General features: G+C 58.7%; 15 protein-coding genes and 1 tRNA gene. 8 read left to right on the top strand and 8 right to left on the bottom strand.

Going from position 1 to position 17,234, the window contains the following annotated elements; genetic code table 11:
- Window position 1: 1 nt before the first annotated feature.
- Both PHAMO_RS08585 and PHAMO_RS08580 read right to left on the bottom strand, forming a co-directional pair.
- Window positions 2-1,027: a radical SAM protein gene (locus PHAMO_RS08585; RefSeq protein WP_002728423.1), complete on the bottom strand. Its 1,026-nt coding sequence runs from the start codon at window positions 1,025-1,027 to the stop codon at window positions 2-4.
- A gap of 105 nt (window positions 1,028-1,132) precedes the next feature.
- Window positions 1,133-2,257, bottom strand: coding sequence for a glycosyltransferase family 4 protein (locus PHAMO_RS08580; RefSeq protein ID WP_002728420.1), 1,125 nt, complete (start codon window positions 2,255-2,257; stop codon window positions 1,133-1,135).
- 94 nt (window positions 2,258-2,351) lie between these two features.
- Between PHAMO_RS08580 and PHAMO_RS08575 the strand changes: the two genes are divergently transcribed.
- Both PHAMO_RS08575 and PHAMO_RS08570 read left to right on the top strand, forming a co-directional pair.
- Complete coding sequence (locus PHAMO_RS08575; protein ID WP_002728418.1) at window positions 2,352-3,827, top strand: lipid II flippase MurJ; 1,476 nt, start codon at window positions 2,352-2,354, stop codon at window positions 3,825-3,827.
- Window positions 3,824-4,972, top strand: a complete 1,149-nt coding sequence (locus tag PHAMO_RS08570) for a glycosyltransferase family 4 protein (protein WP_002728416.1) — start codon at window positions 3,824-3,826, stop codon at window positions 4,970-4,972. Before PHAMO_RS08575 ends, PHAMO_RS08570 begins: the two co-directional genes overlap by 4 nt.
- Before the next feature lie 22 nt (window positions 4,973-4,994).
- On the opposite strand, the gene PHAMO_RS08565 is transcribed toward PHAMO_RS08570, so the two are convergent.
- A complete protein-coding gene (locus tag PHAMO_RS08565; protein ID WP_002728414.1) occupies window positions 4,995-5,555 on the bottom strand; it encodes an Lrp/AsnC family transcriptional regulator in 561 nt (186 codons plus the stop codon).
- Window positions 5,556-5,558: 3 nt separating this feature from the next.
- On the opposite strand from PHAMO_RS08565, the gene PHAMO_RS08560 reads away from it, so the two are divergent.
- Window positions 5,559-6,569, top strand: a complete 1,011-nt coding sequence (locus PHAMO_RS08560) for a DMT family transporter (protein WP_002728412.1) — start codon at window positions 5,559-5,561, stop codon at window positions 6,567-6,569.
- Window positions 6,570-6,698: 129 nt separating this feature from the next.
- On the opposite strand, the gene PHAMO_RS19395 is transcribed toward PHAMO_RS08560, so the two are convergent.
- The 5 genes from PHAMO_RS19395 to PHAMO_RS08540 all read right to left on the bottom strand — a co-directional run bounded on the left by PHAMO_RS19395 (window position 6,699) and on the right by PHAMO_RS08540 (window position 14,267).
- Entirely contained in the window at window positions 6,699-7,076 is a 378-nt protein-coding gene (locus PHAMO_RS19395; protein WP_155801621.1) for a cupredoxin domain-containing protein, read from the bottom strand.
- 140 nt (window positions 7,077-7,216) lie between these two features.
- Window positions 7,217-10,393, bottom strand: a complete 3,177-nt coding sequence (locus tag PHAMO_RS08555; protein WP_002728410.1) for an efflux RND transporter permease subunit — start codon at window positions 10,391-10,393, stop codon at window positions 7,217-7,219.
- Window positions 10,394-10,405: 12 nt separating this feature from the next.
- The gene (locus PHAMO_RS08550; RefSeq protein WP_002728408.1) at window positions 10,406-11,569 is read right to left on the bottom strand and encodes an efflux RND transporter periplasmic adaptor subunit; all 1,164 of its coding nucleotides are present in this window, start codon (window positions 11,567-11,569) and stop codon (window positions 10,406-10,408) included.
- Entirely contained in the window at window positions 11,566-12,828 is a 1,263-nt protein-coding gene (locus PHAMO_RS08545; protein ID WP_002728406.1) for a TolC family protein, read from the bottom strand. Before PHAMO_RS08545 ends, PHAMO_RS08550 begins: the two co-directional genes overlap by 4 nt.
- Window positions 12,829-13,529: 701 nt before the next feature.
- The gene (locus PHAMO_RS08540) at window positions 13,530-14,267 is read right to left on the bottom strand and encodes a hypothetical protein (RefSeq protein WP_155801620.1); all 738 of its coding nucleotides are present in this window, start codon (window positions 14,265-14,267) and stop codon (window positions 13,530-13,532) included.
- Between the two features lie 319 nt (window positions 14,268-14,586).
- Here PHAMO_RS08540 and PHAMO_RS08535 point away from each other — a divergent pair, with 319 nt between their 5' ends.
- From PHAMO_RS08535 to PHAMO_RS08515, 5 genes are all read left to right on the top strand, one after another.
- Entirely contained in the window at window positions 14,587-15,036 is a 450-nt protein-coding gene (locus tag PHAMO_RS08535) for an RrF2 family transcriptional regulator (protein WP_002728403.1), read from the top strand.
- A 392-nt stretch (window positions 15,037-15,428) separates the two neighbouring features.
- A tRNA-Asp gene (locus tag PHAMO_RS08530) sits at window positions 15,429-15,505 on the top strand.
- 172 nt (window positions 15,506-15,677) lie between these two features.
- Window positions 15,678-16,043, top strand: a complete 366-nt coding sequence (locus PHAMO_RS08525; RefSeq protein WP_002728401.1) for an NADH-quinone oxidoreductase subunit A — start codon at window positions 15,678-15,680, stop codon at window positions 16,041-16,043.
- Window positions 16,040-16,600 (top strand): NuoB/complex I 20 kDa subunit family protein, encoded by a 561-nt coding sequence (locus tag PHAMO_RS08520; RefSeq protein ID WP_002728398.1) that lies wholly within the window; start codon window positions 16,040-16,042, stop codon window positions 16,598-16,600. The genes PHAMO_RS08525 and PHAMO_RS08520 overlap by 4 nt, the downstream gene beginning before the upstream one ends.
- A 25-nt stretch (window positions 16,601-16,625) precedes the next feature.
- Window positions 16,626-17,234 (top strand): NADH-quinone oxidoreductase subunit C, encoded by a 609-nt coding sequence (locus tag PHAMO_RS08515; RefSeq protein ID WP_002728396.1) that lies wholly within the window; start codon window positions 16,626-16,628, stop codon window positions 17,232-17,234.

Genomic DNA, 17,234 nt, shown 5'->3' with positions numbered 1-17,234 from the left:
TTCATCCCGGTGTCAATTTGACGAAATCCGCATTGCCCGGACGCAGACAATGAGACAGGTTCAGGTATTCATTGCACTGGCGACACACCTCGGGCGGCTGACCGTCATCAAACCCTTGGCGCAGGGCTGCCAAGGCCGGGCCGCGCCAGACCTCGGCCAGGGATTGATGACGCAAGTCGCCGATCAACAAATCCCGAGCATCAATATCGACGCAGGTACAGCCGCCAACGGTGCCATCCCAAAACACCATGGCCCCCAGGTAAAGCTGACTGCACGGGCTGATGCGAGGGTGACGCAAGCGGTTGGCCTGCTTCAGTTTCATACCCGGCGGCAGCAAATCCGCCCCGACCTTGCCGCCCCAGCTATTGAAACGGTAGGCGATTTCGATCTTTTCCGGCGGCAGCAGCGCCGCGACTTTCTGGAAATCGGGACTGGCCGATAGCTCAACCAGACTTTGATCGCCGCGAATACCCAGAACAATGTCCAATGGACTGCCCGCGCGATTGTTTTCCGTCAGCAGCGCAATCAGGTTATCGAAGACCTTATGGTACATCTTCGAACGGTAAATGCGTTCATAGATGGCGGCGTCGAAACCGGGCATCGACACAGTTAGTTGCGTCAACCCGCTCTGAACAATCTCGGGAAAGCCGTGCTTGTGCGCCAGGATCAGGTTGGAAGCCATGCGGATGATGCCGATTTGAGGCAATGCCCGCGCCATGCGGATACGTTCGACAATATGGGGATCGACAAAAGGTTCGCCGCCGGATGGCGTCAATTCCAGACACCCCCCACCCAGCGCGGCAAAGTCATTCACAATCTTATGGAACAGATCGGGGGCCATTACCCCTTGTGCGCGGGTCTGGAACTGATAGGCGCAAAAAATACAATTGGCATTACAGATATTGGTTGTCTCGACCGCCAATTTCATCGGCCGTTGCTCAAGATGCGCAACCAATTCCTTACGAACGAATGGAAAACGCAGCAACGTCAGGAGCCCCTGGAATTCATAAGCCAGTTTCTTGGCCATGAGCCGGGCTATAATAAAAGCTTTCATTATTTCACTAAAATTAGCATGAGAACTTCAAACACCATCAAAATTTGATTGATCTTAGCAAATACCCCCCCTCGTCTGTCAATGTCTCTTGATTTCTTGTATCATCGTTACAAGAGATTCAGCGAAACACCCGACGTCGGCTTTCTCGACGAATGCGTTGCAACCAACACGCCACTGCATCCACAATGCCTGATCAGCGCCCAGCCGCTCCAGAATCAGGGCCAAGCCCTCGACATTATCGGGTTCGACCACGCAGCCATTGATGCCGTCGCGCACCAGAAAATCGCGGGCTCCGACCACATCACTAACCACTGCCGGAATCCCCAAGGCCACCGCTTCGTTAACAGCCAACCCCCATTGCTCGACGGTGCTGAACAGAACCAGACACAGGGCGCGGGCCAGATAACGGGCCAGATCCGCCTGAGTAACGAATCCCAGGAAGTGAACATCCTCGATTCCGTCCCCCGCCACCTTGCGCTGTAATTCCTCAGCCAGCGGACCGCTCCCCAGAATCTGCAACGGCCGCGCCGCGCCGCCGACACGGTTGCGATAGAGGGCATAGGCGTCGAGCAGACGAAACAAGTTCTTCTTTTCGATCAACCTGCTGACGACGACGATGGGACGGGCGGCAAAGGCTAGGCCGTCCTCGGCTCCTTGCGCCAATCGGCGCAACCGTGCCACCGAAACGGTGTCATAACCGAAATACAGGCACGACGGCGTGAACCCGAAAGCCTGAAAATAAGTCGCCGAGCGCTGACTGCCGACCATGGCGACACGGTAAGGAGCCAGAAAGACAAGTTTGGCACTTTCCCGCAGCAACGGACGGGGCTTGTCCTCCCATTTAGAATCGTTCATGCACACGGTCAGCCGCCCGAACAAACGCATGACCAGAGTCGCGGCAAACACCGCAACCTCTTCGTAATGACAGCACACCAGCACGTCAGGCCGCTCGACCAACACACAACGCAGCAAATTCCACAAGCGCCGCCAGACCGGAAGGGTCTCGTAGGGATCGCTGGCCAAGGTCAGCACCCGGACTCCGGTGCAATCGGGGCGCTTCCAATCATATTGCAGGGTGCCGGCTGCCATCTCGATGCCGAGGATGTCGCAATCGGGTAAAGCCTGTTGCGCCGCCATCAAGCGATCGACGTGGTATTCGGTGAAGTTCATCCAGACAAAGGCGATCTTGAGACGACGGGACATTCAAGGACTCGTCAATTCCGGCCGGTCCGGGAAATTTGAAAATCACTGAACTTCATAGTATATTTCTTACTGGCTTCTCGCAACCCATCGGAATATGCGCCAGCACCTCCCCTTCGCTCTGGCCACCATTCTTGATCGTGGTGCGTATGCCATCTTGCTGGCTCTTCTCGCGCATGCCCATGGTCTGGGCGTGCAATCGGATATATTTTTCGCCGTCACCACCATTCCGGCGGTGCTGATGACCGTCCTGAACGATGCCGCCTTCGTCATCGTTCTCCGAATCGCCACAGATCCAGCCACCGCCCCGGCGGAGCGTTGGCTGGCGATCGGTCGTAACGCCACCGCACTGGCCCTCCTATTCCTGATTCTGGGCGGTATCCTGGCATTGGCGGCCGATCCACTGATGCGGTTGTTGGCTCCCGGTCTGAACCACCTTGCACACCAACAAGCGGTGGAGCTACAGCGCCTTTCGGCCATGCTGATTCCTTTGCAAGGAATCGGTGCCATCTTCGCCACAGTGCTGATCGGTAACGGCCGCAACTGGTCCGGGGCCATGCGCCTGCCCCTCAGCGGTATCGCAGCCCTGATGTGGTTGGGTGTGGCTTTCGCCCTGGGGCGAAACGATGTCGCTACCTTCATCTTCGCCCAAGTCGCGGCGGCAGCCCTGGTTTGCCTGGGGCTGGGTGTCCAATTGCCAATCTTATCGCAGGGTTTGGCCCGGCCACGCTGGCCCGGCCGTCAAGCGGCGCGGGATGTCACCATCGGCCTGGGATTGCTGGGAGGCAGCAGCATGGCCGCCAATGCCGTCGTCCTGGTGGAACGCGCCATCGCCGCCAATCTGGGAGCCGGGGTTTTGTCGGCGGTGAGTCTGGCCCGCTCGCTGGTTCCGCTGCTGGGATCTCTTTCCACTTCGGTGGCCACCGGCTGGTTCAGTCTGTCCCTGGCCCGCGGCGGCACCCAAGGCCAAGCGGTAGACATCATCCGCACCGCCCGTGAAATGATGGTGCTGTGCATCGCCATCCTGACCCCGCTGATGGCTCTGTTTCTCGCCCATTCCTCCGACGTGGTCGCCCTGCTGTTTCAACGGGGCAATTTCACCACCGCCGACACGGACTATGTGCAGCCGCTGGCGGTGGCTTTTGCCGCCACCGCACCGCTGTTCGCCATCAGCATTCCGTTGCTACGAACCCTACAATTATGCAAGGCCGATGCCTGGGTCCTGGCCTTCACCTGGGTAACCCTGGGCCTGTACATCCTGTTGGCCATAACCTTGTCCGAATGGGGGGCGAGAGGACTGATCGCCGCTTATGGCGTGGCACTAACGCTGCAAGCCCTCGCCCAGACGACATTTCTGGTTCGCCGCCTCGGCCCCGGCCTGCTGGACCTGCCGATCCTACGGCTGGCGTTGCTGGCCGCCGCCATGGCCGTGACGCTGGCCATCTCGACCCGGTTGATGCCCACCGGCTGGCCGCCACTGGCCCGACTGACGGGAGATGGCGTCTTGACGGCAATCGTGTTCCTGCTGACCATCCGCCCGCTGGCACTGACCCCAGGCTGGAGCAAACGATGAGAATCATCACCGTCTATAACCGCTATACTGTCCATGGCGGCGAAGACGAGGTGTTTCGCCGTGAAGCCGACGTGCTGGAAGCTGCCGGCCACGATGTCTTGCGCCATACCGCTGACAATGCCGATCTCGCAAGCGTCGGCCGATTTCGCGCCGTCGCCGGCATGATCTGGAACCGGCGGGCCGCTGCCGACATGGCGCGATTGGTGCGCCAGCACCGGGCCGAAGTGGTACACGTTCACAATTTCTTCGCCGTGCTGTCACCGACCATTCTAGGAGCGGCCCGCGCCAGCGGCGCGGCCGTGGTGCAGACCCTGCACAACTTCAGACTGTTCTGCACCAACAGCATGCTACTCCGCGACCGCCGCCCATGCGAAGATTGTGTTGGTCGGGGGCTGGCTTGGCCGGGCATCGTCCACGGCTGCTATCGCGACAGCCACAGCCAATCAGCCGCCGTGGCGGCCATGACCGGGCTACACCGCCTGACCGGCACCTGGAACAGGGATGTGGACCGCTATATCGCCTTGACCGACCATTCCGCCCGCCTATTCGTCAGAAGTGGCTTACCGAGCGATAAAGTGACGGTCAAACCCAATTTCGTGGAGGATCGTCACGACCCGTCGGTGGTTGACTCCCCCCGCCATGGCGCGCTGCTGGTGGGCAAGATGGTCGAGGAAAAGGGTGTTTTGCTCGCCGCCGAGGCTTGGGGTAGTCTGACCACGCCACTGCGTTTCCTCGGCGACGGACCACTAAAGGCGGTCGTGGGCGGCGAAGGACAGAAAACCCAAGCTGAAGTAGCTCGGAGCATGGCAAACGCCGAATTCCTGGTGATGCCCTCGCTGTGGTATGAAACTTTCGGCCTCGTGGTGATCGAGGCCTTTAGCGCGGGTCTGCCCGTGATCGCCGCAGGTCATGGCGCCCTGGCCGATTTGATCGAGGACGGCGTTACCGGGCTACTGTTCCGCCCCGGCGATGCCGCCGATCTGGCCGCCAAGGCCCGCTGGGCCATCGCCAATCCCGAAGCCATGCGGGCCATGGGCCGCCGTGCCCGCGACGTCTTCGAGCAACGCTACACCCCCGCGTCCAATCTGCCCCAACTGGAAGACATATACCGGCAAGCCCTGACCGCTCGCGCTGCCACTCTCTGATACCAACCGGCCAATGAGCGACTTAGGGAATGACAATTGCCGTATCCGTTTTTACCCGGTCTAGCGCAATCAGCGTTCGATAACGATCCACCAGTTCGTTCTCCGCGAACAAACGCCGCGTCAGCCTCTCATAGGCTCGCATGTCGGGCGTTATGATGATGAGAACGAAGCTTACGCCGCCCGTCACATAGAAACATTGCTGGACTTCCGGGGTGGCTTGGAACAGAACCTTCGCGGCATCCACTGTTCCCGCTCGCTCGTTCCTTAGATGCACCTCCACGATGGCGGTAATAGCCATTGAGGTGGTTGCAGGATCAACGATTGCCACGTTGCGAACCACAACCTCCTTCGCCTCCAAAGCGGCGATGCGCCGTTGTACGGCCGCAGCCGACAGGTTGACCGCTGCGGCGATGGCCCGCTGCGGCGTCTTGTTGTCGCGCTGAATGATGCGGAGGATCGCGCGGTCGAAAGAATCCAGGGTGCGAGGCGGAGAGGCGGGATTTTCAGTCATAATGTGAGTGTTTGTTGCATTCCGCCGCCGAATCAAGAGCAAAAACCCCGCAAGGACGATGATAAAATTCACGACATGACAACATCCCCCCATACCACACCAGATATTTCCCCCTCCCCAGGATCGACGCTAGCCGGAGTTGCGTGCGGCGCGATCGCAGGAGCACTCTGGGGGCTGGTCTTCCTTGCTCCCAAGCTGCTCGATGCGTTCAATCCATTCTTGCTGGCCAGTGGGCGTTACATCTTTTACGGGTTGATCTCAGCGGCATTGCTGGCTCCGCGATGGCGTAAGTTGGTCGCCAAGTTAACCCGGCGCGAATGGCTGGCGCTCGCGTGGCTCGGGTTCGTGGGCAACACGCTCTACTACGTTCTCCTCTCGACCTCCGTGCAGGTCGGCGACATCGCCATAACCGCGCTGGTCATCGGATTCCTGCCGGTTGCAGTAACCATCCTCGGAAGCCGCGCTCGGAATGCCGTCCCGTTGGTGAGGTTGTTACCGTCACTTCTTCTCTGCGCTGCCGGCGCCATCTGCATTGGCTGGCAAACATTGGCTGAACCAGCGTCCGGCCACGTATCCGCACGGGTGACCGGATTACTATGCGCAGTGGGCGCACTCGTCTCATGGACCGCCTACGCGATGGGTAACAGCCGATGGCTGAAGCAGCTAAAAGATGTTTCACCCCATGACTGGAACCTGCTGACAGGGATTGTCACGGGTGCTCAAGGCCTGCTTCTGTTGCCGCTCGCACTCAGTCTCGACACGACACATCACAGCGGCAGCGAATGGGCTTGGCTTGCCACCGTACTCATTTCGGTAACTATTATCGCATCTATCTTTGGTAATTTATTTTGGAACCGCATGAGCCGTCTTCTGCCGCTCACGCTTGCCGGTCAGATGATTCTCTTCGAGACTCTGTTCGCGCTGATCTACGGGTTCTTGTGGGAGTACCGCCTGCCCAACCCACTAGAAACGGCCGCATTCGTGCTGTTAGTGTTGAGCGTCTTATCCTGCATTGCCGCTCATCGCGAAAAGCCCCCCACTTCCTGGCGCCGCACCGCGTCCGAGGCCCAGCCCTCGAGCAGATAAAGCCGCCAGGCGATTGGGATTGGCCGCGTCACCGCTACTTGGCAAGCGTCCTGCTTGCCAAGTAGGCCGCAATACGCGCCTTTCAACAATAAAATATTGGGCACAAACCCACTTGTTCAGCAGAACTGATTAATCGACAATAAGATTGATATTTTTATTTTGTCCACCGCAGTCACACGTGATTTTATAGATTCCTGGCTCCAATGGCCCCACATCAGTTCGTGCTTTTCTCAGATCACCGGGAAGAGAATTCCCCCGAGGAGAAATGGTGGTGACCCATGTTGCGGGAACATCCAGGGATTGAAGACCAATCTGCGGGCTTGAAATGCTTGTTGCCGTGGGGCCGATCACTGAAGCGGTTAAATGAAATGGCGTGTTGGCGGGAACTTTTATCTCGTGAGGATGAATGTGCCCATCATTAATGACAACAGAACGAATCATCCGGTCGGTGCATCCAGAGACGCCGAGAGATGCCACAGCAAAAAATATAGCGGTTAATTTTCTCATTTTTTAGTCAGCTTCCGTTGTCTGACATCGTGACGATGTTCAGAGGTTTTCCTTGGGAAGCATCCTATCGTCTCCCCCCTGAACCGAAGATGATTCACCTGTTCATCTTCGGTTCATAATCATGACATTGTGGTAATTACTTAGTTTCTGGTCTGATGGGTGATCAGCCATTCCCGGATAATTCCAGAGGAAAACGTCCGGTAGAGCACTGGCAGGATAACCAGAGTCAGCAAGGTCGAAGAGATCAGACCGCCGACAACCACGGTTGCAAGGGGCCTCTGCACCTCTGACCCGACGCCGTTTGATATCAGCATCGGAATGAGTCCAAGCGCCGCGATGAACGCCGTCATCAAAACCGGGCGGAGGCGGGAGAATGCTCCTTGCGAGATCGCGTGAGTGATCGGCATCCCCCCCAGGATATTCTGGTTGATCGCGTTAACCATCACCACGCCGTTCAGCACAGCAACGCCGAACAGGGCAATGAAGCCGATCGACCCTGGCACCGAGAGATATTGCCCACTGACCAGAAGAGCGAAAATGCCGCCGATCATGGCGAGAGGGACGTTCAGCATGATCAATGCCGCCTGACCGACCGAGTGGAAGGCGAAGTACAGCAACAGGAAGATCATCGCCAACGACAACGGCACCACGATCATCAGGCGTGCCTGAGCCCGTTCCTGATTCTGGTATTGCCCGCCATATACCACGGTGTAGCCGGGCGGCAACTTGACCTGGGTTTCAATGGCCTGACGCAATTCGGCAACCAACCCGCCCATGTCACGACCTTCGACGTTGGCCTCGATCACGATGCGGCGCTGCACGTCGTCACGGCGAATCTGGGGGGGGCCGCTATCGATGATCACGGTGGCAACATCGCCCAACTTGACCCAGGCACCATTGGCTGCCTGGATCACCAGATCGCGAATGGCCTCGGGGGTTGCGATGAAGCGGTGATCAAGTCGCAAATAAATGTCATAGCGCTCATTGCCGCGAATAATCTGTCCGGCACCGGCACCACCGATCGCATCCGACACCAAAGCCATCACCTGACCGACCGAAATGCCATAACGGGCGAGCGCCTCGCGGTTCGGAGTAATGGTCAGCTGGGCCTCGCCTGCGATCTTTTCCATCGCGACGTCACGGGTGCCGGGGATACGTTTGACCAGAGATTCAATCTCCAGCCCTTTGGCCGACAAAACATCGAGACTGGGACCGAACAGTTTGACCGCCAATTGCGCTTTGACGCCGGACATCAGCTCATCGACCCGCGAGGCGATCGGCTGAGAGAATGAGAGTTGCAAGCCGGGCATGACCGACATCGACCGTTCCATCTGCACCTGAAGCGCCTTACGGTTGGGTGCGGTTGTCCATTCGGCAATCGGCTTCAGCCCGACCAGAATCTCGATATTGTTGACCGGCTCGGGATCGCCTCCCAATTCGGCCCGACCGATGCGGCTCGACGCATAAGTTACTTCCGGGAATCCTTGCAGGCGCGCTTCTAACTTGGTCGCAACGCCGAGGGCCGTATCAAGACTGGACGCGGCAGGGAGAGTAATGCGGATATTAAGGGTGCCTTCCTCCAATTCCGGCATGAACTCGGTGCCAATGAACGGAACGGTCGCCAGCGACAAGGCAAAAAAACCCAGAGCGCCCAGCACGATTTTGCGCGGATGTCGCAACGCCACCGGCAGCACATTGCCGTAAAGACGCTCGATTGGCGGGAAAATATAGCTGTCCTTGTGATGTACCCCGGCACTCAGCAAATAGGTCGCCAGCGCAGGAATCACCACCAAGGCGACCAGAAGAGACGCCGCCATGGCAAGAACGATACTGACCGCCATTGGCTGAAACAGCTTGCCTTCGATACCTTCCAGACTGAACAGCGGGGTGAACACCACGATGATGATGATGACGGCAAAGAACACCGGGCGGCTGACTTCGCGGGCGGCTTGCTGAATCCGCAGTGTGAGGCCACTCGACCCAACCGGGCCTCCCGCCAGCGACGGCGGGCGGGGCTGGGTGACATGCACGAAGATGTTTTCCATCATCACCACCGAGCCATCGACCATCATGCCGATAGCGATGGTCAAACCTCCCAGCGACATCAGATTGGCGGAAATGCCCAGATAGGACATCGCCATCAGCGCCAACCCCGCCGAGATCGGCACGCTGAGCAGCACCAGCAGCGCGGCCCGCAGATTCATCAGAAACAGAATCAGAACCACGATCACCAGGACAAAGGTTTCCAACATCGCCTTGACCACCGTGGCGACGGCTTTGTCCACCAGATCGGACTGGTCATAGATTGGATCGAGCGTAACTCCCTCGGGCAACGCTTTTTGAATCAGGGGCAGACGCTCCTTGATCCCGTCGATCGTCGCCTTGGTATTGGCGCCGACACGCTTGAGCACGATACCGCTGACCACTTCTCCCATGGAGGTGATGGCCCCATCAGGCTCACGAGCGGTCATGGTCACCGCTCCCTGACGAACTTCCCCCCCGAAAGCAACCTGAGCGACATCGCGCACCCGCACGACCGCGCCCTTGTCTTCCTTGATCGGCACACTGGCGATATCGTCAAGCCCCTGATTGCCGCTGCGCATCATGCCGATGCCGCGGATCACCAATTGCTCTGCGCCCCGGTCCAGAAACAGCCCGCCGGCATTGCGGTTACTGGCCTCGATGGCGTCGCGGATATCGTCAACCCGCACGCCATAAGACAATAACTTGGTTGGGTCGATGCGGACCTGATACTGCCGCACCTCCCCCCCGAACGAAAGGACCTGGGTCACGCCGTCCACTGGCATCAGCAGAAGCTTGACAACCCAGTCGTTCAGACCACGCAGGGCCATTGCGTCGAATTGCTGCGGGTTTTTGGTGCGCAGCACATATTGGAAGACTTGGCCGATCCCCGACGTGTTCGGCCCGATCTGTGGCAAACCAGCCCCGGTCGGAATCTGGCTCTTGGCTGTTTGCAGGCGTTCGAACACCATCTGGCGAGCGAAATAGAGGTCGGTTCCCTCCTTGAACACCACGGTCACCACCGACAGGCCGGTTCGGGAAATCGAACGCACTTCCTCGACATTAGGGGCGGCGTACATCACCGCCTCGATCGGATAGGTGACCAGTTGCTCAATTTCCTCGGCGGCCAACCCGTTGGCTTCGGTGTTGACCACCACCTGAACATTGGTGACGTCCGGGAACGCGTCGAGATTGAGTTTTGGAAGCAGGATCGCCGCTGCTGCGATCAGCGCGAGCAGGGCAAGAACCACGATCTGGCGATTGACGATGCCAAGGTCGATCAGTCGATTGAGCATGTCTGACGCTTTCTATTGAGCGGTGCCGGAGGCGTTTTTCGAGAGTTCAGACTGAAGAAAGAACGCGCCACTGGTGACAATTCGTACCCCAGCGGTCAGTCCCTCGACCTGGGATTGCCCGTTCGCGGTTTGCACCACTCTCACCGGCATTGGAGCAAGCGCGCCGTCGCGATCCTCGACGAACACCACCCAACCGCCATCGGCATTTCGAATCACGGCATCGGTGGGAACGACGATCCCGGTCGGTGTGGTGGCGGACTCCAGATCGACCTGAACGAACTGGCCCGGATTGAGTCCTCGATCCGGGTTGGGAACCTCCAGACGAACCCCCAACGTGCGGGTTTGCTCGTCCAACGACGGCAGGATCTGTTTGACGATGGCCTTTGCCCGGATCGACGCGACCCGAACTGTGGCGGAGGTACCGACCGCCAGCGTTGCGGCAAGATCGGCATCAACGCGGGCCTCGACCCAAACCGTCGAGGTATCGGCCACCTCGAACAATGGCTTGCCAGCCTCGACCATTTCTCCGATGCGGAATGAATCCGCGGTGACGATTCCGGCTTGCGGTGCCGTCAGAGTGAAAATACCAGGGGTACGGTTGTGGCCGTCCCGTGCCAGCGACTCGATCTGTGCCGACGACAGGCCGTAGGTCAGGAGACGGGCGCGAGCCTGCTGGCGTCCGACCTCGGCCTCGATCCAGCGCTTGCCCGCAACGATGTCACGCCCCAGATCCTGAACCCGTCGCCATTCGCGCTCGGCGAGGAGGAAGCTGGCCTGAGCGTCGGCGACCTCGACGCTGAAGAGGGTGGCAAGAGCCTGCCCCTGGCGCACCGACTGCCCCAAAACCGCCTGCCGGTTCTGAATTACTGCGGGAACACGGCTGGAGACCAAACTGGATCGATAGCGGTTGGGTTGGACTTCACCCGGAAATGACATCTCGCTGGAAAGGGATCTGCGCTCTACTGTCGCGATCACGATTCCTGCGGCTTCACGTTGTTGGGGCGAGAGCACCAACGCGGAGGATGCCGACGCGGGAGGATTGGCGGGAGAGACAGCATCCTGATTTGACGGTAGCGCGGGTGCGGGAGACATGGCCGCCCCTGCCACTGTGATCGCCGTTCCGATCAGAGCCAACCCCAGCAATGTCGCGATCGCACGTTTGGAAACATGTTTCATGGCGCAACCCCCATAAAGGTCTCAAAGCCGTTGGACGCCTTGAGGACAGTGGCGAGAGAGGTCCAGGCCGATGTCTTGAGTTCGCTCCCCTGCTGGGCAACGCGGGCGGTTTCGCGAATTTGGATGAAGTAATCGGTGGCAGTGATTTCTCCGCCAAGCCACATCCGCTCCATCAAGGCGGCTTGCTGTTCGATCGGGGCGGTCGCTTGTTCCTGCCACATTTTCCAACCCCGGTGTGCCTCGACATAAGAGGATCGGGCCGCCGCCAGTTCTGTTTTGATCTCGCGCCGTGCCGCGGCTTCGGCCGCCTCCGCAGTCACCAAACCGCGACCGGCGGAACGGACCTTAGCCGAACCGGAATTGAGCACAGGAATCGGCACCGATACCCCGAAAGTCACGAGAGTCGCATCGCCCTCGCTCCCGCCGCCCAACCGGAACGTCGGATCGGGAATGCGCTCAGCTTCGGAGAGATGAAGTTCTGACCGTGCCATCTCGATTCGCGCCCGCAAGGCGCGAAGGGTCGGATGGCGATCCAGGATGTCATCGATATCCTCGCCCACCACGCTGTCTTCCGCAGGCAACCGAGTCGGCAATGCGGCGATTTCGTCAGGGGCGCATGCACAAAGGCCACGAACCTCCTCGCGGGCGCGGGCCAGATCGACTCTGGCGTCGGCGCGGGTCCGGGTGGTTTCCGCCAGGGCCAGACGGGCCAGCGACAGGTCTGCGGCCGAACTGTCTCCGGCCTTGCGTTGCCGCTCGGCTAATTTAACGAAACTCACCATTGCCGCTTCCTGCCGCGCGGCCAGCGCCTCCGTGTTCAGCGCACCCTGATAGCGCGCCAGACGAATAAGGGCTTCTGACACCAAGGCTAATCGTGCTTCCGCTTCCCCTGCATTGGCGACATCCACGCCGCGAACGCCGATTTCGCTCCGCCGCTGCTGTTTGACGCCGAAATCCGTGGTCAGGGACACTTCCACGACACGGGTCCACGTTGTCTCCCCCGCACCATTATTCGCACTCGCCGGTGTCTGCTTATGCTCTCCGTTGAATCCCAGCTCGGGATTATAGAGTGGTTGGGCGAGAACTTCGGCATCGGCCCGCGCTCGTTCGACTTCGCTTCGGGCTTGATACGACCGGGGATGTTCGGCCAGAACCTTCTCCAGATACGGCGTCACCACCACCAAGGACGGATCGACAGCATACGACGGTCCAGAGAAAAGCATTTGGCCGACAGCCAATCCGACCGTGCAGTACAACATCGTTCGGCCGAATCTCGTTGGCGGCTTTGCATTGACAGCCGATGGCTTCGCTCTTGATTTCATGATGACTTTCAAACGCAGGGCGATCATGTGGAGTCCAATGGACAGCACCGATCCGCAGGGATCGGTCACGCATTGTCTAACATGAACGAAGTGACCCTGGTCTGAACGCCACGTTCATTGTTCATTAATGAATGAAACAATTGAGTAAGCACAAACCCTTATGATTAAACTACATCAGGCGATCGCACTAAGATCGATTATCAATATCGATTCCATTTGAAATTTTTGAAAATTGTAATTTCAGTGTGATTTTTATTTTATCGTTCGCGCCATTAAAATCGAAAAATGGCTTCCGCTAGTAATACGAACACTTCCGGAAACAGGAGGTCATACCGGCCACCCCCCGATTTGACCCATTGGACGATTGGTATGAGATGCGAGGGTGAAATGGTTGTTCAGCCTGGGTTCCGAGATATCGAGCACCATCTCATCGGCCGACTGAAAAAGCTTTCGGCGGCGGAGCGATCCGGCGAAAGGCGACCGTCCAAGCTTCGACGTCGTGCTGAAATTTGCTGCGCAGCTGCAATCACTGCACAGTCTGGCACCACACTGGCCCGCCAGCCTTATAAAGTTATGGCAGAACGCTGAACCCGTAAAAAAGGAAGGCGGAGGCAGTCATCAACCGCCTCCGTCTCCGATCACACCTCGATATTAACCGACGTAACAGTAGAGACTTCGACGACGGTCAAAGACGCAGAGACGCTAGATGACAATGTATCGTCACCGACAGCGCTCGATTGCTGCGGAGACGATTCGGAAGACCCATCAAGCGAGATGCCGAAAGCCGATGCCGCCTTGAGAACCTCACGATTCGCCTTCTCGATTTCCTCGGACTCACGGCTACCGGGAATAACGAGCGTGCGAAGCTTTTCCAAAATCTTCTTCGCCAGCTGCAATAATTCCCGGACCTGATCTTTAATGGAATCGTCGCCTTCATTTGTGGCTGGCGACGCCACCGATACAGTCTGCGGCGAGAGTTCGGCGGGGGAAGTGTTCCCCTCCGTCGCTCCCTCGGCTGCCTGAGCGGTCGTGACGGGAGCAGTCGCAGCCACGCCGCCTGCGGCATCCCCAGAAGACGCGGAGGGATTGGCCGTGACCTGTACCATGCCGCCGCCACTCCCTGCGGCGGCGTTACCGAGGCTGCGCGCGATCTCGGCGACCTCACGGGCGATGGCCTTGATGATGCGCGGATCGGTCGTTGAACCCGCCAGCATCTTAAGAAGTTTAAGACGCTGTTTCTTGGCTTCGAGATCCTTGGTTGTGGCAAAGGTCTGGGCGTCCTTTGCTCCCTGGGCCAATTTATTCGAAATATCCAGGGCATCCTTATAGCGGCTCAACGCGTCAGGCTCCGCCCGTTCGAACACTTCGGCCTTCACCGGAGCCAGCTTTATGCTACCGAAAAGGGCGGATCCGCCAACACTCTGGGATGTAACGGGAAAACTGATATTGGGCATTCTAACCCCCATCGTTGTTCCGGGACTTCTTCCCGACCACCCAAAGATAGCAAATTCACATCGAACAAGAAACTGTCGCGTACTAAGAGCAGAAGGCCAATCGCGACACACCCCTTCGGCGGCCGTTCCAATCCGGTCTGCGTGCCTGAGTCCAGACCAAACCAATCGGTTTTGCCGATTCGGGCATTGACAGCCGCCACCCGGATCGCTTCTTCTTACGGTCTATCAACTGGGTGTAGTGATGCTGTCAAGCAAGGCGAAGTACGGGTTAAAGGCAATGGTTCATCTGGCCGAGCGCGAAGGACGGGGGCCGGTTCTCATCGCCGAAATCGCCGAGGCCGAGCGTATCCCGAAGAAATTTCTCGATACGATCCTGCTTGAACTGAAGAATCACGGCTTGCTTTCAAGCAAAAAAGGCAAGGGGGGGGGCTACACCCTGGCCCGTCCGGCCGAGCGAATCATGGCCGGTGAAGTCATCCGCATCCTAGATGGTCCGCTGGCTCCGGTGCCATGCGTCTCGCGTTCGGCTTACCGCCCATGTCCGGATTGTCAGGACGAAGCAACCTGTGCCGTCCGCGGCGTAATGCAGGATGTGCGCGATGCGATGGCCGCCATCGTCGATAACACAACCCTGATCGACATGTCGAAACGGCGCGGACGGATCGAACCTGTTCTGATGTACGATATCTGATCCTCCAGACATCGTTGCGTCACATGGCCTGGAATGCAAAGGGGGAGGCGACCCTCCACCCTTATGAGTAGGCAATCAAGGCGCATGCGATCGCTTTTCCATCCCCCCGCCCGCTCCCAACAACACTTTCTTACGCGAAAGCGACGGGATACTAAGACTTACTGCGAGATTTATCAAATTAACTCAAAATAATATTTGTGGTATTGTAGATTGAGTTATATACAGTCCAGTTAATGACCTTAGCCTGTACCGAGGATAGAAAGGTCGCTTTTCGCATGTAGGTATTTGTCACGAGTGCCGAAGCGAAATTATCACAGTGCCTGCGTTGTTTGCTTGACAGCATGCGAGCACTGCATTAGACCGACTCTTCCCGTACCGGTGTCCGGAACGGAGGGGGTGTAGCTCAGTTGGTTAGAGCGCCGGCCTGTCACGCCGGAGGTCGCGGGTTCGAGCCCCGTCACTCCCGCCACCCGGCCCCATAAAGTCCGGGGGTGGGTTCGGAGTTGAATCGGTCTCAACAGGGATCGTCATCAAGCGGTAGCGGCGGCGACGTCGGTTCTGCTTCCGCTTGTGACAAAGCGGGCGTTGGATATGTACCAGACGATCCTCGTGGTGGAGCAACATGGGCCGGGGAAGGAATGATGGACGCTTGGCTGGTCGAATATCTGCCGATCCTCGTCTTCTTCGGCATCGCGATCGTGATTGCCGGATTGTGTATCGGCGGTTCGTGGCTGGTGGCGCGGCAAAAGCCCGACGCCGAGAAGGCCACGCCCTATGAATGCGGATTCGAACCTTTTGGCGATTCACGAACCCGTTTCGACGTCCGGTTCTATCTGGTCTCGATTCTCTTTATCATTTTCGATCTTGAAATCGCGTTCCTGTTCCCCTGGGCGGTGACCCTGGGGAAAATCGGATTGTTCGGCTTCTGGTCGATGATGGTCTTCCTGGCGGTTCTGACCGTCGGGTTTATCTATGAATGGCGCAAGGGAGCCCTGGAATGGGAATGAGCGGGGAGTCACCGGCGGCCCTGCCTGCGGGCGGAGCCCGGCTTTTGCCTCCCGGTCCGCAGCAGGATGCCCTGCTGGCCGCCGTCACCGATGAAATATCCAACAAGGGATTCGTCGTTGCCAATGTCGATGCGCTTGCCGCCTGGGCCCGCACCGGCAGCCTGTGGCCGCTGACGTTCGGTCTGGCCTGCTGCGCCATCGAAATGATGCACGCCGCCTGTTCGCGCTATGACATGGATCGTTTCGGCGTGGTGTTCCGTCCCACGCCACGTCAGGCCGATGTGATGATCGTCGCCGGCACGCTGACCAACAAGATGGCTCCGGCGTTGCGCCGCGTGTACGACCAGATGGCCGAACCACGTTGGGTGATCTCGATGGGATCGTGCGCCAATGGCGGCGGCTACTACCATTACAGCTACTCCGTGGTGCGCGGCTGCGACCGCATCATCCCGGTGGACATCTATGTTCCGGGGTGTCCGCCAAGCGCCGAAGCCTTGATTTACGGCATCCTGCAATTGCAAAAAAAGATCCGTCGCACCGGCGCGATCTCCCGCTAGCGATCGAACGAAGGACCGCCGAACCATGACGCAAGCGCTGAAGGATTTGGGCGAGCTTATCGCCGCCGCTTTGCCGCAGGACGTACGCCGGGCCGAGGTCAATCGCGTCGGCGAGCTGACTCTTGACGTCACCGCCGCCTCAATCCTCTCGGTCCTGACCTTCCTGCGCGACGATCCCGCCTGTCAGTTCAAGCTGTTGCTGGACGTTTGCGGCGTCGATTGGCCCGGCCGTGACCCGCGTTTCGACGTCGTTTATCACCTGCTGTCGATGAAGCACAATCAGCGCATCCGGGTGAAGCTGGCCACCGATGACGACAGCCCGGTTCCGTCGGTCACCGGCTTGTTCAGCTCGGCCGGCTGGTTCGAGCGCGAAGTGTGGGATATGTTCGGAATCTTGTTCTCGGGCCATCCCGATTTGCGGCGGATTCTGACCGATTACGGGTTCGAGGGTCACCCGCTGCGCAAGGATTTCCCGCTGACCGGCCATGTCGAGGTCCGCTACGACGACGAACAGAAGCGCGTCGTCTACGAGCCGGTGCGGCTGGTTCAGGATTTCCGCAGCTTTGATTTTCAATCGCCGTGGGAAGGTGGTGCCCCCCTTCCCGGCGACGAGAAGGCCGGGGGGAGAGTCTGA

Origin of the sequence: Magnetospirillum molischianum DSM 120, assembly GCF_000294655.1 — a bacterium.
Lineage (GTDB): Bacteria > Pseudomonadota > Alphaproteobacteria > Rhodospirillales > Magnetospirillaceae > Phaeospirillum > Phaeospirillum molischianum.
The sequence above is the reverse complement of the archived record's forward strand: the minus strand, read 5'-3'. Positions and strand labels throughout refer to the sequence as shown.

Coding starts and splice junctions, on each gene's coding strand:
- PHAMO_RS08545 (WP_002728406.1), bottom strand. CDS start 12,828: ATGTTGTACTGCACGGTCGGATTGGCTGTCGGCCAAATGCTTTTCTCT.
- PHAMO_RS08550 (WP_002728408.1), bottom strand. CDS start 11,569: ATGAAACATGTTTCCAAACGTGCGATCGCGACATTGCTGGGGTTGGCT.
- PHAMO_RS08520 (WP_002728398.1), top strand. CDS start 16,040: ATGAGCGGGGAGTCACCGGCGGCCCTGCCTGCGGGCGGAGCCCGGCTT.
- PHAMO_RS08555 (WP_002728410.1), bottom strand. CDS start 10,393: ATGCTCAATCGACTGATCGACCTTGGCATCGTCAATCGCCAGATCGTG.
- PHAMO_RS08515 (WP_002728396.1), top strand. CDS start 16,626: ATGACGCAAGCGCTGAAGGATTTGGGCGAGCTTATCGCCGCCGCTTTG.
- PHAMO_RS08560 (WP_002728412.1), top strand. CDS start 5,559: ATGACAACATCCCCCCATACCACACCAGATATTTCCCCCTCCCCAGGA.
- PHAMO_RS08535 (WP_002728403.1), top strand. CDS start 14,587: ATGCTGTCAAGCAAGGCGAAGTACGGGTTAAAGGCAATGGTTCATCTG.
- PHAMO_RS19395 (WP_155801621.1), bottom strand. CDS start 7,076: ATGAGAAAATTAACCGCTATATTTTTTGCTGTGGCATCTCTCGGCGTC.
- PHAMO_RS08580 (WP_002728420.1), bottom strand. CDS start 2,257: ATGTCCCGTCGTCTCAAGATCGCCTTTGTCTGGATGAACTTCACCGAA.
- PHAMO_RS08575 (WP_002728418.1), top strand. CDS start 2,352: ATGCGCCAGCACCTCCCCTTCGCTCTGGCCACCATTCTTGATCGTGGT.
- PHAMO_RS08570 (WP_002728416.1), top strand. CDS start 3,824: ATGAGAATCATCACCGTCTATAACCGCTATACTGTCCATGGCGGCGAA.
- PHAMO_RS08585 (WP_002728423.1), bottom strand. CDS start 1,027: ATGGCCAAGAAACTGGCTTATGAATTCCAGGGGCTCCTGACGTTGCTG.
- PHAMO_RS08525 (WP_002728401.1), top strand. CDS start 15,678: ATGGACGCTTGGCTGGTCGAATATCTGCCGATCCTCGTCTTCTTCGGC.